At 48.4% G+C, this 14,046-nt stretch carries 14 protein-coding genes; 6 read left to right on the forward strand and 8 right to left on the reverse strand.

Going from position 1 to position 14,046, the window contains the following annotated elements:
• Positions 1-22: 22 nt before the first annotated feature.
• Positions 23-1,252 carry a DUF885 domain-containing protein gene (locus C5S61_RS11105; protein ID WP_110515126.1) on the reverse strand — a complete coding sequence of 410 codons (1,230 nt, stop codon included), beginning with the start codon at positions 1,250-1,252 and terminating at the stop codon, positions 23-25.
• 154 nt (positions 1,253-1,406) lie between these two features.
• Here C5S61_RS11105 and C5S61_RS11110 point away from each other — a divergent pair, with 154 nt between their 5' ends.
• Positions 1,407-2,417, forward strand: coding sequence for an MBL fold metallo-hydrolase (locus C5S61_RS11110; protein WP_110515127.1), 1,011 nt, complete (start codon positions 1,407-1,409; stop codon positions 2,415-2,417).
• Between the two features lie 346 nt (positions 2,418-2,763).
• On the opposite strand, the gene C5S61_RS11115 is transcribed toward C5S61_RS11110, so the two are convergent.
• Together C5S61_RS11115 and C5S61_RS11120 are read right to left on the reverse strand one after the other, a co-directional pair.
• Positions 2,764-4,182: a hypothetical protein gene (locus C5S61_RS11115; protein ID WP_110515128.1), complete on the reverse strand. Its 1,419-nt coding sequence runs from the start codon at positions 4,180-4,182 to the stop codon at positions 2,764-2,766.
• Positions 4,183-4,237: 55 nt separating this feature from the next.
• Positions 4,238-5,701, reverse strand: a complete 1,464-nt coding sequence (locus C5S61_RS11120) for a hypothetical protein (protein WP_110515129.1) — start codon at positions 5,699-5,701, stop codon at positions 4,238-4,240.
• A 486-nt stretch (positions 5,702-6,187) separates the two neighbouring features.
• On the opposite strand from C5S61_RS11120, the gene modA reads away from it, so the two are divergent.
• Both modA and C5S61_RS11130 read left to right on the forward strand, forming a co-directional pair.
• The gene (gene modA, locus C5S61_RS11125; RefSeq protein ID WP_164689374.1) at positions 6,188-7,381 is read left to right on the forward strand and encodes a molybdate ABC transporter substrate-binding protein; all 1,194 of its coding nucleotides are present in this window, start codon (positions 6,188-6,190) and stop codon (positions 7,379-7,381) included.
• 66 nt (positions 7,382-7,447) lie between these two features.
• Positions 7,448-8,239, forward strand: coding sequence for an ABC transporter permease (locus C5S61_RS11130; RefSeq protein WP_110515131.1), 792 nt, complete (start codon positions 7,448-7,450; stop codon positions 8,237-8,239).
• On the opposite strand, the gene C5S61_RS11135 is transcribed toward C5S61_RS11130, so the two are convergent.
• Genes C5S61_RS11135 through C5S61_RS11145 form a run of 3 tightly spaced genes read right to left on the reverse strand, consistent with a single transcriptional unit; the run spans position 8,236 to position 9,907 of the window.
• Positions 8,236-8,655: a hypothetical protein gene (locus C5S61_RS11135; protein ID WP_110515132.1), complete on the reverse strand. Its 420-nt coding sequence runs from the start codon at positions 8,653-8,655 to the stop codon at positions 8,236-8,238. The two genes, C5S61_RS11130 and C5S61_RS11135, sit on opposite strands and share 4 nt — an antisense overlap.
• 9 nt (positions 8,656-8,664) lie before the next feature.
• Complete coding sequence (locus C5S61_RS11140) at positions 8,665-9,429, reverse strand: SDR family NAD(P)-dependent oxidoreductase (RefSeq protein WP_110515133.1); 765 nt, start codon at positions 9,427-9,429, stop codon at positions 8,665-8,667.
• A 52-nt stretch (positions 9,430-9,481) separates the two neighbouring features.
• Complete coding sequence (locus tag C5S61_RS11145; RefSeq protein WP_110515134.1) at positions 9,482-9,907, reverse strand: MarR family winged helix-turn-helix transcriptional regulator; 426 nt, start codon at positions 9,905-9,907, stop codon at positions 9,482-9,484.
• A 192-nt stretch (positions 9,908-10,099) separates the two neighbouring features.
• Between C5S61_RS11145 and C5S61_RS11150 the strand changes: the two genes are divergently transcribed.
• Positions 10,100-10,465 carry a hypothetical protein gene (locus tag C5S61_RS11150; protein WP_110515135.1) on the forward strand — a complete coding sequence of 122 codons (366 nt, stop codon included), beginning with the start codon at positions 10,100-10,102 and terminating at the stop codon, positions 10,463-10,465.
• A 61-nt stretch (positions 10,466-10,526) separates the two neighbouring features.
• Here C5S61_RS11150 and C5S61_RS11155 read toward each other — a convergent pair whose 3' ends face one another.
• Complete coding sequence (locus tag C5S61_RS11155; protein ID WP_110515136.1) at positions 10,527-10,820, reverse strand: hypothetical protein; 294 nt, start codon at positions 10,818-10,820, stop codon at positions 10,527-10,529.
• A gap of 223 nt (positions 10,821-11,043) precedes the next feature.
• Here C5S61_RS11155 and C5S61_RS11160 point away from each other — a divergent pair, with 223 nt between their 5' ends.
• Positions 11,044-11,340: a DUF8820 family protein gene (locus C5S61_RS11160; protein WP_110515137.1), complete on the forward strand. Its 297-nt coding sequence runs from the start codon at positions 11,044-11,046 to the stop codon at positions 11,338-11,340.
• A gap of 55 nt (positions 11,341-11,395) precedes the next feature.
• Positions 11,396-12,460 (forward strand): DUF6745 domain-containing protein, encoded by a 1,065-nt coding sequence (locus C5S61_RS11165; protein ID WP_110515138.1) that lies wholly within the window; start codon positions 11,396-11,398, stop codon positions 12,458-12,460.
• Positions 12,461-12,546: 86 nt separating this feature from the next.
• On the opposite strand, the gene C5S61_RS11170 is transcribed toward C5S61_RS11165, so the two are convergent.
• Complete coding sequence (locus C5S61_RS11170; protein WP_164689375.1) at positions 12,547-13,917, reverse strand: cytochrome P450; 1,371 nt, start codon at positions 13,915-13,917, stop codon at positions 12,547-12,549.
• Between the last annotated feature and the right edge of the window lie 129 nt (positions 13,918-14,046).

Raw genomic sequence — 14,046 nt, forward strand, 5'->3', positions numbered from 1 at the left:
TTGGGGGGTGAGGGAACCAAAATTAGCCTTTATAGCATTGATTTGCTTGCTCAATCACCCATTGCTCAAGCAGCGATGGATAAATTTGCTCGCTGAGCAAGGTGCCAAAGCGTTCGACCCGATCGCCGCGCTCAAACCAGCGGCTAATCATTTGCTCGCCATAGAAATAGCTGAAAATATAGGCCCGCCACAATGGAGCGCTGATAAAGCGCATGCGGTGTTGGGCACGCTCCTCACTGGTCAAGCCATAGCGTACCAAATAATCAACAACTTCATTGGCAGGCCGACCTTCGGCGTGCAATAACAAGGCTGCATTGCCAGCTACACCCGCCAAGGCCTTGAGCGCGACGTTAATTCGCAGTTCTTGGGCTGGGTCACCAGTGATGCCAACCTTGGGATAGAGGGTTTGGGCTTGCCAATCAACCAATTCTTTGGGCGTGAATAACACGCCTACAGCACTATTGGCGATGCCTTCGGCCATCACGCATTCTGGTGTGTTCAGCAAAAAGATCGAGTGCTCAGCCCAGCCTCGGCCTGCGTACAAATCGCGTTCTTTGATGCAATGTTCAGTGTGATGGCCAGGATAGGCTTCGTGAGCAACCAAGGTTGTCAAGCTGTTGAGCGCAACTGGCAAGTCGGTGTTAATATCAACCGCTGAATGATAGTTACCATAATACCAGTTATAACCGCTCCACGGCTGATTATTGACCAAGCGAAAATCGACTTTTTCGCTAGCAGGCAAGGGATACAAGGCCAACGTACGGCTGCGTAATTCTGTTTCGATCACATCGATCAATGGTCGTGCTTGCTCGCCGCTAATCTCAAATTGTCGTCGCCACGTTTGGGTGCGCTCAAGCACATCGCCTTGGCCTGGCAATAAGCTATCAAGCTCTTCGATTGCTTCTTCAAACAGCGCTTCATCGATCATTGCTGGCTCAATATCGAAACAGCGCCGCACTTCCTCGCGGTAATCAAAGCGTTCGCCTGCCAATTGGCGACAGGTTGTTGCCATTGCTACGACCTGCTTGCGCAAATAGGTGCGGCGGCGAATTGGCAAATCGCTGGTTTCAATCTGTTCAAGTAGTTGGTCGGCGGCCTGCACTAGTTGATTGGTTGGCCAAGCGGCGCTCTCCAACACTTGGTCGCGCAAATAATTTGGCCCAGAATAGGCATCAACATAGCCATCGATATGTTGGCTAATCCGAAAGGCTAGCTCGATATAGGCGAGGCCGATTGGTTCAAAAATAGGCATTGCTGAAGATCCTCACAACACAACATCGCAATTCATTGTACCCCAAAGCCTCGCCGTTAATGGTTGATCACAACTTATTCATCATTCTGGCAGATTATTCGATTGCCAGCGTGCTATGCTCAATTCAGCTCTATTTTTTGTTTGAGGAACGCTCATGCGCAGTCGAAAACAACGTATTTTGGCATCGCCATACTATCGCAATAACCAATTTCAAAATTTGTATCCAACCACTATGATGCAAGCTAATTCGATGTTTTCGACCTTGCAGCGCCAGTTTTTTGGCAAGGAACAACGGCGGCCAAGCAAGCCATTGCCAAGTGCATGGCCTGGCCAGAGCTTTCATCAAACCCCGCCAGCATCGGGCTTGCGAGTAACGTGGCTCGGCCATTCAACCTTATTAATCGAATTCGCCGGGATCACAATTTTGACCGATCCAGTTTGGGCCAAGCATTTATCGCCAGTCCAAGGCATCGGGCCGCAGCGTTTTCAACATGCGCCGATTGCGCTTGAGCAATTGCCTGCAATCGATTTAGTATTGCTTTCGCATGACCATTACGATCATCTCGATAAACAGACGATTCGCTGGCTGGCGCGCGGCACGATGCCATTTGTGACGGCGCTGGGAGTTGGTGATCATTTGGAGCATTGGGGCGTTGCCAGCAGCCGCATCCACGAGCTTGATTGGTGGGAAGAATTGCATTTGGCCGAATTTGATTTGACGATTGCTGCTGTGCCCGCCCAACACTTCTCAGGCCGTGGCCTCAAACGCAACAGCACGCTGTGGGCTTCGTGGGTCGTGATGAGTCCAAATTCACGGATCTACGTTGGTTGCGATAGCGGCATGTTTGCTGGCTTTCAGGATATTGGCCAACGCTATGGCCCATTCGACTTCGCCACGATCGAAATGGCCCAATACGATGTTGCTTGGCCGGGCGTGCATATGCAGCCAGAAGAAGCTTTGCAAGCAGCAGAAATGTTGCAAGCGCGCACGATGTTGCCAGTGCATTGGGGCGCGTATTGCCTCTCGCTGCACGCCTGGGATGAGCCGATTGAGCGCTTGCTCAAAGCCGCTGAGGGCAGTTCAATCGCCATTCTCACCCCGCAACTTGGTCAGCCAGTTGAGCCAAGCCAGCCCGCTGGCTTAACCACATGGTGGCGCGACTAGATGATGAAGAGCATAGAACAAAGAGCATAGAACATAGAACATAGGGTTCTAGGCTTTGGGCTATCAGAACAATAATCTGAATAATCTGTGCCAATCGGTGGCTAAAAACGTTTTAACGCAGAGGCACAGAGGAATCAGGGCTATCGGCTATGGGCTTTCGGGACATTGATTGAAATTTCCAACAATCTCCCAAAGCCAAAAGCCTGTAGCCTCATCTTCGTGTTCTTCGCGATCTTCGCGGTTTCGTCCTTCGTGCCCTTCGTGCGCTTCGTAAATCGGGTTTTACCGCAGCGATGCAGCTTTTAATCCGCTGCGCCGCTGCGTTAAAGCTATCTGATTAACCGTATTAGCGGGGATAGACGATCAATGGTACGACCTTGCCAAGTGCCAGTGGGATGGTTTGCTGGCCAGTCTCAAGATCGCAGAAAATCAACAATGCTTCGCCTTTAACATACGCAATCATCGCCAACAGATTGGGGCGAATCAATTTGATCGAGCTAGTATGCGCTGGCAGCACAATATCAGCTACTTGGCGTTGATCGGCGATACGAAATACTAAGCCATGGCGTTGTTGTTCAACTGGCGAGGTATCATCACAGGTTGGAACAATCGTCTCTAAACCGTAGGTTCTGTGCCATGGGATGTGTTGATCACAAGTTAATGCTAGAAGATAGTGGCTATCAGCTGACCACAACAGCATTGTTGGGTCAAAGGGCAAACTATTTGTTGCATAATATCTACGCGATATATCAGGATTCACGCCCATTGCCAATTCGCCCAAGGCATGTTGCTGTTCAATTGAATATACGCGAATGTTGGCTGGAGTTGGCTTGGCATATTCAGTCAATGTTGGGTGATAAAGATAGGCTAAATAACGACCATCTGGCGAAATTGATAAATTGTCGATACTAATGGTTGGGTCTCCAGCCTTTGGCTCCCATTCGTTTTGGGCAAATGCTAACAAATCATGCTGAATATCAATGAAATAATCATCAAAACCACCATCACCGCCAACATACCATTCTTGAATAGTGGAATTAGCTTTATTGGGATCGTAGCGCCTTATTTTTGTGTATGGTTGGGAGCCATACATCCAAGAAATACCATAAATGCCACCCTCCGACCAACCAATCAATCTACCGTACTGCCGAAGATCAGTTGCTTCTTCGACGATAGATTTTGTGACACCAGTCTGTACATTGGTTAATTCTAGCCTGTGTGTATCTGAAGATTCCCCAATGGTCTTAATCCAACCCGCAATATAATCAAGCTTGGGTGAAAATAGAACAGTAGCACGGGCCGAAATCTCGACACGATCAGCAAAAACATGAGCTGAAAATGGTTGATTGGGAGTTGGATTTGGCACATAGAAGATTGGCAGCGGCAAGCCTTGTTCACGATAAATCAAGCCATAGGTTGCGGTGGTAATCGTGGTTTGCTGGCCTAAGCCATTAACCGAAATTAATGGCGCTGGGTAGATACGGCTCTCAATCCCAATCTCAGCTTGGCTTAAATTTGGCGATTCGTGATCTTTTTCAGCTAGTGCCAACCAAACCAATGGCTCAGTTTGGGTCAGCACCAAAGGGTTGGTCAGTGCGGCAGCCTGCAAATCAGTGGTTATGGTAATCGTCAAGGGGTCGGGTTGGGCCAATGGTGAAGTGGTTTGATCTGCATGGTTGTTATTCAAGGTTGGGATTGAGCACGCCACCATTAGCCATAAAGCGCCGAAGATTCCAGCCACGCCAAAGAGCCATAATCGTCGCATTCTACGATTCCTCACTCATAAACTTGGATTGCTTGTACTATACCAATCCACCGTATTAGCGGGGATAGACGATCAGCGGCACAACCTTGCCAAGCGCCAGTGGGATGGTTTGCTGACCAGTCTCAAGATTACAAAAAATCAACAATGCTTCGCCCTTAACATAGGCAATCATTGCCAACAGATTGGGGCGAATCAACTTGATCGAGCCAGTACGGGCCGGTAAAACAATATCAGCTAGTTGTTGTTGATCGGCGATGCGAAACACGAGGGCGTGGCGTTGCTGTTTAATTGGCGAGGCCTCATCGCAGGTTGCAGTGGCTCTAGATTGGTTCCATTTCCATGGAGTCTGCGGGTCACAGGTCAAGGCTAAGAGATATTGGCTATCAGCTGACCACAGCAGCATCGTTCCATCAACTGCTGAAATATAATGAGTTAACTTCTCACGCACAGTATCAGGATTCAACTCAATTGCCAATTCGCCCAAAGCACGTTGCTGTTCAATCGAATATAGGCGAATGTTGCCTGGGGTCGGATCAATATCTTCGGTTCTTGTTGGGTGGTAAAGATAGGCGAGATAACGGCCATCTGGCGAGATCGATAAATGGTCAATCTTAACAGTATCGTTCGCTGGTTCTACAACTAGATCAGTATCGGTTTGCAGCTGCTTAATCCCAACCATGGATTTTTCGCCTGTTTTAGCAAACGCCAATAGGCCATGCTGAATATCGACGAAGTAATCATCAAACCCTCCTTCACCGCCAACTTTCCAATATCCACCCTTAGTCTTTGACTCAGGACTGCTTGGATCAAATCGGTGGATTGATGAGCTATGTCTGCCTGAAATCTCATAAATGCCGCTATCCGACCACCCAATAAAATAGTGTTGTACGCTAAGATCGGTTGCTGCTTCGCCGATATAGCTTGTAACGCCAGTCTGTAGATTGGTTAATTCTATTCTGCTTGTATCCGATGAGGTTGATTCCCCAACCTGCAAGCTGCGAATAGCTGCATAATCAAGCTTGGGTGAAAATTGAACATCACTTATTTGCCATGAAATCTCGGCATGATCTGTAAAGACGCGAGCTGCAAAGGGTTGGTCGGGGAGCGGGTTAGGTACATAAATTGGTAGCGGTAAGCCTTGCTCACGATCAATCAAGCCATAGGTTTCAGTGGTAATCGTGGTTTGCTGGCCTAAGCCATTAATCGAAATTAACGGAGCTGGATAGATACCATCCTCAACGCCGACCTCAGCTGGGATCAATTCCCTCATAGCTGGGTCTTTCTTGGCTAATGCCAACCAAACCAATGGTTCAGTTTGGGTCAGCACCAAGGGGTTGGTCAACGAGGCGGCCTGCAAGTTAGCGCTTGTCGTAATCACAATCGTCAAGGGGCTGGTTTGGGCCGACGGTGGGGTGGTTTGATCGGCCTGATTGCTGGTTTGGTCTGGTACGCCACACGCTACCAGCAGCCATAAAGCGCTGAAGATTCCAGCCACGCCAAAGAGCCATAATCGTCGCATGATGCTCGTCCTCACTCATAAACGCATAGTGAGTGTACTATACCAAGCTCATGCTGCGCCCAAATGCTAATCAGCTGATAAACCGCTGATACGCGCTGGTGAATTGTTGGGGTTGAGGAAGAACAAAGAGCAAAGAACATAGAACATAGCGAAATTATGAAGTATGAAGTATGAAGTATGAAAGCCAATAGCCAACAGCCAATAGCCCAATCCTCAACATCTGTGACAATCTGTGGCGAAGATAAGGATGAAGGATGAATTATGAGGGATGAAATATCAAAAGCCAAAAGCCGATAGCCCTTCGTGCTCTTCGCGCTCTTTGCGGTTTCATCCTTCGTGCCCTTCGTGGATCAAATTCGCAATTCCCAATTCGTTTTTTGGCTTTCATCCTTCATCCTTCCTCCTTCTTACTTGATTAACGTGGTATGCTAGGCGCTTGAAAACGGCAGCAACCCTGATTGTGGGTCTGAACTAAGGATGTTGAGAATGAAGTTGATTCGGCATATTGGATTATGCGTGCTGAGCATAAGTTTATTGGCCTGTGGCGCGACAAACGCCCCTGCCCCAACCACTCCCGCTAATCCAACCAACGCCGCCCCAAGCTTGAGTGGCGAGATTAATGTTTTTGCAGCAGCCTCGTTAACTGGCGCATTTACTGATATTGGCAACGAATTTCAGAAAAATCACCCCGGCACGAAGATTAATTTCAATTTTGCTGGCTCGGATCAATTGGCAACCCAAATGATCCAAGGTGCGCCTGCCGATGTCTTTGCTTCGGCGAACTCGAAACAAATGCAAATTGCGGTTGATGCTGGCGTAATCAACGATGCATCGCGTCTGCCTTTTGCCCGTAATCGCTTGATTGTGATTTATCCCCACGATAATCCGGCTCAAATTCAAAGCTTGCAGGATTTAGCCAAGCCCAATCTAAAGCTGGTTTTGGCTAGTGCGAGCGTGCCAGTTGGTGGCTATGCCTTGGATTTTTTGGCCAAGGCTTCGGCTTTGCCCGAATATGGCACTAGCTATAGCCCAACCGTGTTGTTGAATGTGGTTTCTTATGAGGCCAATGTCAAAGCCGTGTTGAGCAAAATTTCGCTTGGCGAGGCCGATGCAGGCATTGTCTATAGCACCGATGCCTCGTCGATCAGCGATGGCAGCATTGGCACGTTGGCAATTCCTGATGGGCTGAATACGATCGCCACCTATCCAATTGCAACGACCCAAAATAGTGCCAACCCCAGCTTAGCCCAAGCCTTTGTCGATTTTGTTTTGACTGCAGAAGGCCAGCAAATTTTGGCGCGTTATGGTTTTATCACCGTCAATGATCCTGCGTCTACATCGATCTATCAACTCCAGATTGACGGGAACCTCACGACTCCGCTAAACCTGACCGCTGACTCGCTCGCAGGCTTCGAACCACAACAAGTTGAGTTTGAAGGCCAGAGTTTTCGTGGTTTAGGCATTGGTCAATTGTTGATCCAAATTCAACCCAAGGCCGATGCTAAAACCTTCAAATTTATTAGTAGCGATGGTAGCCAAAGCGTTGTGCCAATTGCCGACTTAACCGCCGACCCACGCGCAATCATTGCTGTTGAGAGTGATGGCAGCTTTACCAGTATCATTCCAAGCAACACCAGCGCTAACCAAATTAAAAAGCTGGTCAAAATCACGGTAAAATAACACTCATCATTGCCAACATAGACCAACAGGATAGGCTCCAACCTATCCTGTTTTTATGGAAGATTCATGCGAAACAAGCGCTTTGGCCGTCAATTTTGGCTCATCCTTGGTAGTTTGCCGTTACTGGGCTTTTTGCTGATCCCATTAATTGCCTTGGCGTTGCGCGTGCCAGTTGATGCTTTAGCCAACACGTTTGCCAAACAAGCAGTCCGCGAAGCACTCAGTCTTAGCATTTTGACCACCAGCAGCAGTATGCTGATTACATTACTGTTTGGCACGCCAATCGCGATTCTCTTGGCTCGTCCACGCTTTCGCGGCCAAAGCTTGCTCGATACCTTGATCGATTTGCCGATGATTTTGCCGCCCTCAGTTGCGGGCATTGCGCTGTTGATGGCATTTGGGCGGCGTGGCTTGCTTGGCCAATATCTGCGGATCGTTGAGATTGAATTGCCCTTTACAACGGCGGCGGTGGTGTTGGCTCAGGTGTTTGTGGCCTCGCCGTTTTATATCAAAGCTGCTAGCGCTGCTTTCGCCACAATTGACCATGATCTTGAGGATGCAGCGGCGCTCGATGGAGCCAATGCGCGCCAAATTTTTTGGTTTATCAGCATTCCCTTGGCGTGGACTGGGTTGGTCAGCGGAGCAGTGATGACCTGGGCGCGAGCGTTGGGTGAGTTTGGGGCAACCATTATTTTTGCTGGTAATTTCGTTGGTCGCACCCAAACCATGCCCTTGGCAATTTACCAAGGCTTCGAGCAAGATTTAAATGTAGCGCTGGTTTTGGCCTTGCTGCTGCTGGTCATTTCATTTGTGATCCTCGGCTTGGTCAAAGGGCTTTTAGCGCAACGTTTGCGCTAATGGTGATCGAAAAAGCCTTGATCGCGCTGGCTTAAATTGAGCTTTGGTTCAGCATGCTGCACATGATCAAGTGCGCGTTGCAAATTTTCAACATAGATGAGCTGAATTGTTCCATGCTGCTGAATTGGATGTTCAGCCGCCGTATGTTTAATTGGCTCAGGCAAAATCATCACAATCCAGCTTAAGTATTTATGATTTAATGCTGGAAAAGCTTGCATAATTATTTCTAACGATACAATATTCAGATCGCTAATTATGCGATTATCAATGATTACTTGAAAAGGATGCTCAATAGCTTGCAAATAGTTTTGAGTCTCGGCCAAAATTGCCTGAAATTCCTCAGCACTGATGGCTGAGGTAAAATGAGTAAGCGCTAAAACGTACTGCTCAACCAACCAACCAAGTTTGTAGTTCATTATTAACTCCTAGCTATATTTGGCAAGAATGTTGTGACTATAGTTCCATAATTCACGTGCTAAATCATCGGCGGCTGGTGGCAGTTGAAGCCGCATGGGGGTTGTTTTGTGCCAATGCACTCCCTCATGAGGTTGATTAACGAGCTGCGTGAAATAGCTACTGGCTTGGGCTGGCGATTGACCAAACAAATTCACTACTACCCGCACTGGCAACGCCATATGCTTAAATAAATTAGTACGAACCATGCCTGGATAGCACGTATGGATGCGTAGCGTTGGCTGGTTTTTGGCTAGCTGCCGAGCATATAAATCAAGTGCTAATCCCGCCTTTAACGCCGCTCGAAAGCCTTTTTCGATCCTTTGCCAAGCGGTTGAGGCATTTTTATAACGTCCATTCCCACTAACCATCACCAAGCTAGCATTGGCACTCAATAGTGGTAGTAATTGTTGGGATAAGCTAAATTTGCTCAGATAATTGGTAGCAAATAGGGTTTCAAAGCCTTCGCTCGTAACGAGAGGTGTTGGTTTTGAGCCAATGCCACCAGCACACAGAATCAGACTATCGATAGGCTCTTGGAATTGGGATGCAACTTGATGTGTTGCGCGCAACGACGATAAATCTGCCTGAATAAAATGTCCGCCTGTTTCAGCAGCAAGCGCCTGACCACGCTCCGAATTGCGCCCAATAAAGCTCACATGGTGGCCGTTTTGGCTTAGTTCACGCACTACTGCTGCACCAATTCCGCTTGTTCCACCAGTTACCACAATATGCATATAAATCCTTTATAGGTGAATTAATTAGGATGCTAAATATATACCAAAAAAATTAATCAGGCTCGTGATAGCCTAAATTTGCTGCAACGCGCTGAAGCCAATCAGTAAACAACGCCCGTTCGGCTGCTGAAAAACCTTGCAGCATTTTTGCTTCAAAGGAATGGAAAACATTGATTAATTGGCCAACAAGCTCCTGTCCAGCCGTAGTGAGGCCAACCATCTTGGCACGGCCATCATCATGACTCAGACTACGCCGTAATAAATCGCGCTGTTCTAATTTATCCAAAATTCCGGTCAAGGTTGCTGGCGTAACACCGCTATATTGCTGGAGTTGTTGTTGCTCCAATTGATCCTCACCATAGAGATAGCCCAAAATCTCAAATTGTGAAGTTGTCAGATGATAGGCGCTCAATTCTTCATCTAAGCTCTTGCGCATAAGAATATAACTGAGTTTTAAGTAGCGAATAGGTTTTGACATCGAAGTTCCTTTATTTAGCAACCTAACTATATATTAGGCTTGATTGGTTGTCAAGCAGTTACTTATAGAGATAGTTAATGTTTATTAATGAAATATTCATGAAGTGCCTATTGATTAACACTGTCAAATGAATAATAATCTTGAGCTACGTACCTATCTAGGACGATTGCTGGAATATGGAAGGATTTGGCAATGGTAAAAATTTCACGGCGGATCGTTGGTTTGTTGGTTGCAACCTGTGCTTTGGCCTTTACGCCCTTGGCTCCAGCTGCAGCGGCTCCTCAGTCATTAACCGTTGGCGTATCATGTTATAGCAATGGTATTCAGCATAATCGTGGTGCATTTGCATGCGATGCCTACGCCAGCGGCGGAACCGGTCTCTATAGCTATACTTGGAGTGCTGGGCCTAATGCCGACATTATGCAAAATGCTGGCAGCTCGGTGTATGGTGGTTGTACGCTTGGCCGCACAGGTCGGGTAAACCTTGTCGTTACCGATAGCAACGGGGCGAGCGTCGCCGTTGTTGGCAGTTGGTATTGTAGCAGCGATGCCTCGTAAGGTCTTTTAGATTTGCGCTGGGCAGCATTTTTTTATTTTCGATCATGCATGTGCTGCCCAATTAATCATCAATAATCCCCAAATGGGCCAAAATAGTATAAACATAGGCGGTATTGAAACGGGCATTGGGCATATGTTCAGCAATATCAGCCCGCGTTAAACGCTTCAAATCAACCCCGCTCTGCAACAAAACCTCAAAATCTTTGCGGCGCAACCAGCGTTTTTTACGCGTTCGATGCGGCTCTAACCACAACTCGTCTGCATCGACACTCAGAATGGTAAATAAGCGCCGTTGGGCTGTGGTAGCCAAGGTTTCGCCAGCTAAGGCCTGAACTTGTGGCCAAAAATCGCGCATACCAGCTCCTTGTTTATACTCATTTGAAAACTGGTCATAGTATAGCGCTGTTAGGCAATAAATCAATTGGTTTGCGTTAGTCATTACGTTTTATCACGAAATATTGCATGCTTGCTGTGACATTGTTTGACACGGCGCGGCGTTATACTAGCTCAGGAAGGGTCGCTGGAACGGCAGCATTCGCAGCGGCATTAGTGCTCACCTGAGCAGAAAGGGCTTGCAAATGTGGCGACATGGTGATGTCCTCATCGCAGCAATTGATCAAATTCCGAGTGATGCAACGCCGCGCAATGGCTCGACTTTAGCTTATGGCGAAGTCACCGGCCATAGCCATCGTTTCAAGCTGGCCGATACAGTTGCACTTTGGCAACGTGGCGATTCGTTGTTTGTTGAAGTGACTGCTGATAACGCCCAACTGATTCACGAAGAACATGCCATGATCGAATTGCCACGTGGCAATTATCGGGTCTGGATGCAACGCGAATATTCACCGCAAGAAATTCGGCGGGTTGTTGATTAATGCTGCTGCTGGTGGTAATGCTCACCCATTACCACCAGCCTTTGAGGAACGATCGATGCATGATGAAATGATGACTGCCGCCACAGCCTTAGCTCAAATTCGCGCTGGTGTTGAAGATCTTGGTGGCCAGCCAATTAGTGGCACGTTGGTGTTGGATAAAGATATTGAATTTTTGCCGCGCGGCATCGTTGCAACCGCAATCGAAGCCAAAAATTGTACCAAACTGCGCTATTTGCCCAAGGATTTGCACGCAGGCCGCTTGGATTTGAGCGGTTGTACTGGTTTGACCAGCATTCCTGAAGGTTTGCACTGCTTTGAACTTGATCTGCGTAATACCAACCTTGAGCATTTGCCCTTGGTGCATGTGCAAAATCGCTTGAATCTGAGCAATAATATTCAGCTCAAAAGCTTGCCACGCAATTTGAAAGTTGGCTCGTTGGTGCTGCGTGGTTGTACGGCACTTGAAGCCTTGCCCGAAGGTATTGATGTCAACTTTCTTGATTTGACCGATTGTGTTAATTTTCGCCGTTGGCCAAGCGCAGGCCGGATCAGCGTTGGCCGAATTGTGGCCCGCAATTGTATCAACATGCCCAATTTGCCAGCTTGGCTTGGCGAATTAGCCCAATTAAGCGTGCGTGGATGCAGCAGCCTCACCGAGTTGCCAGCAGGCTTGGTAGTGCATTCGTGGCTCGATTTAGGCAATACCGAAATTACCAGCTTGCCCGAACATAGCCAAGTTAGCCAATTGCGCTGGAACGGCGTGCCAATCGACGAGCGCATTGCCTTCCAACCAGAAACGATCAGCGTCAGCGAAATTATCGATGAAGTGAATGTTGAGCGGCGGCGGGTTTTGCTTGAGCGCAAAGGCTACGAAGAGTTTTTTGCCCAAGCAGAGGCCAAAGAGCTTGATCGCGATCGTGATACTGGTGGCGTGCGGCGTTTGCTGCAAATGCCAATGCCCAACGATGAAGATTTGGTCTGTTTGGCGGTGCAATGTCCTTCAACTGATCGGCGCTATGTTTTGCGCGTGCCGCCATCGATGCGCAGTTGCCATCAAGCAGCAGCCTGGATTGCTGGCTTCGATAATCCCGATGATTATAAATTGTTGAAAGAAACCTAGTTTTCCAAATGAACTGCGAACTAACAATGGAATTAAAGCCCCTCGCCCGCGCCACGGGAGAGGGGTTGGGGTGAGGGAACACTTATTTAGCGCCGTTTGAGCAGCATTGGCATGCCGCCTTTGGCGCGCATCGTAATCGCCATTTCTGGCTGAACTTGATGGCCCGTTTTCAATTGCGGGTTGTAATGCTGCGCCACGCAGGCCAACAACAATGCGCCTTCCATCTCGGCCAAATTGTTACCAATGCACTTGCGCGGCCCCGCCCCAAATGGCATAAAGGCTAAATGGTGGCGTGGCTGCTTGGCATTTGGCGCAAACCGAGTTGGATCAAACTCCAACGGGTTTTCCCAAAACGCTGGATGACGATGCAAATTGGTGATGCTCACAATCACTCGCGAATCGACTGGTAAATCGTAGCCACCAAGTTGGGTGGGCTTGGTTACGCGGCGCGGCCCAGTAATTGGCGCTGCCGGATATAAGCGCATTGCTTCTTTAAACACTTGGTTGGTGTAGGGCAAATTTGGCAAATCGTTGACGCTTGGGGTACGACCTTGCAGCATGTTATCAAGCTCAGCCTGCAATTGGCGGCGAATTTCGGGGTGTTCGCCGAGCAAATACCAAGCAAAGGTCAAGGTGTTGGCGGTCGTTTCGTGGCCAGCAGCAAAAATCGTCAGCACTTCATCGCGAATCTGCTCATCGCTCATTCGCGCGCCAGTATCTGCATCTTGAGCCTCAAGCAACATATCGAGCAAATCGCCAACCGGCTCGCTGGCCGCGCGGCGCTGCTGAATCAAGCCAAAAATCATGCTATCAAGCACGTTGCGCGCTTGCATATAGGCCCGATTGCGGCTGGTTGGCAGTGGCAAGGGCAAGCTAAATGGATTGAAAATTTGATAATTGGCATAATCAACCGCCGCCGTGACTGCTGGAGCCAATTTGCCAACTTCGCCCAGCATATCGGCGCTAAACATCGTTTGCATAATAATGTCGAGCGTTACTTGCAACATCTCGTGGTTCATATCGATCTGCGCTGCATTTGGCAAGGCTTGCCAGCGCGCAAGCATGCGCGCTCCGGCTGCATCGATCTTTTCGCCCATCGCCGCCAAGCGCTTGCGATGGAACATTGGCTGCATCATGCGGCGTTGCACCAGCCACGATTCAGGGCTGGGATTGGAAATTAAGCCATTGCCCGCGATGATTTCTAGGCCACCATTGCCGCCAACTTTGGGGAAATCGCGCTGATGATCGACCAAAATATGCTGGGCATAATTGGGATTTGAAACCACATGCACCACGCGCGAGCCAATCCGGTAGCGCACAATATCGCCATGGGCAATAAAATCACGCTGCATCGTCAGCAAAAAATCATCTATAAAATCGTGCAAATTACCAACCAACAAGCGTCCACGTGGGCCTGGGGCAATTAAGGCGGTCTTTTCCAAGGCTGTTGCGCTCATCTGCATTTCCTTTTATTTTATGCTATCCATCTGTGTAGTATTTGACAGTGACTATACAATCGGATAGCATAATTTGTCAAGAGTGATTTTTAAAACTTTTATGTTCCCTCACCCCCTAGCCCCCTAGCC

This window comes from Herpetosiphon llansteffanensis (assembly GCF_003205875.1).
Classification (GTDB): domain Bacteria; phylum Chloroflexota; class Chloroflexia; order Chloroflexales; family Herpetosiphonaceae; genus Herpetosiphon; species Herpetosiphon llansteffanensis.

Bases quoted from the DNA above. Each gene is read 5' to 3' on its own strand.
- C5S61_RS11135 (WP_110515132.1), bottom strand. From the start codon at position 8,655: ATGAACTACAAACTTGGTTGGTTGGTTGAGCAGTACGTTTTAGCGCTT.
- C5S61_RS11140 (WP_110515133.1), bottom strand. From the start codon at position 9,429: ATGCATATTGTGGTAACTGGTGGAACAAGCGGAATTGGTGCAGCAGTA.
- C5S61_RS11145 (WP_110515134.1), bottom strand. From the start codon at position 9,907: ATGTCAAAACCTATTCGCTACTTAAAACTCAGTTATATTCTTATGCGC.
- C5S61_RS11120 (WP_110515129.1), bottom strand. From the start codon at position 5,701: ATGCGACGATTATGGCTCTTTGGCGTGGCTGGAATCTTCAGCGCTTTA.
- C5S61_RS11130 (WP_110515131.1), top strand. From the start codon at position 7,448: ATGCGAAACAAGCGCTTTGGCCGTCAATTTTGGCTCATCCTTGGTAGT.
- C5S61_RS11105 (WP_110515126.1), bottom strand. From the start codon at position 1,252: ATGCCTATTTTTGAACCAATCGGCCTCGCCTATATCGAGCTAGCCTTT.
- C5S61_RS11155 (WP_110515136.1), bottom strand. From the start codon at position 10,820: ATGCGCGATTTTTGGCCACAAGTTCAGGCCTTAGCTGGCGAAACCTTG.
- C5S61_RS11170 (WP_164689375.1), bottom strand. From the start codon at position 13,917: ATGAGCGCAACAGCCTTGGAAAAGACCGCCTTAATTGCCCCAGGCCCA.
- C5S61_RS11165 (WP_110515138.1), top strand. From the start codon at position 11,396: ATGCATGATGAAATGATGACTGCCGCCACAGCCTTAGCTCAAATTCGC.
- C5S61_RS11150 (WP_110515135.1), top strand. From the start codon at position 10,100: ATGGTAAAAATTTCACGGCGGATCGTTGGTTTGTTGGTTGCAACCTGT.
- C5S61_RS11110 (WP_110515127.1), top strand. From the start codon at position 1,407: ATGCGCAGTCGAAAACAACGTATTTTGGCATCGCCATACTATCGCAAT.
- C5S61_RS11115 (WP_110515128.1), bottom strand. From the start codon at position 4,182: ATGCGACGATTATGGCTCTTTGGCGTGGCTGGAATCTTCGGCGCTTTA.
- modA (WP_164689374.1), top strand. From the start codon at position 6,188: ATGAAGTTGATTCGGCATATTGGATTATGCGTGCTGAGCATAAGTTTA.
- C5S61_RS11160 (WP_110515137.1), top strand. From the start codon at position 11,044: ATGTGGCGACATGGTGATGTCCTCATCGCAGCAATTGATCAAATTCCG.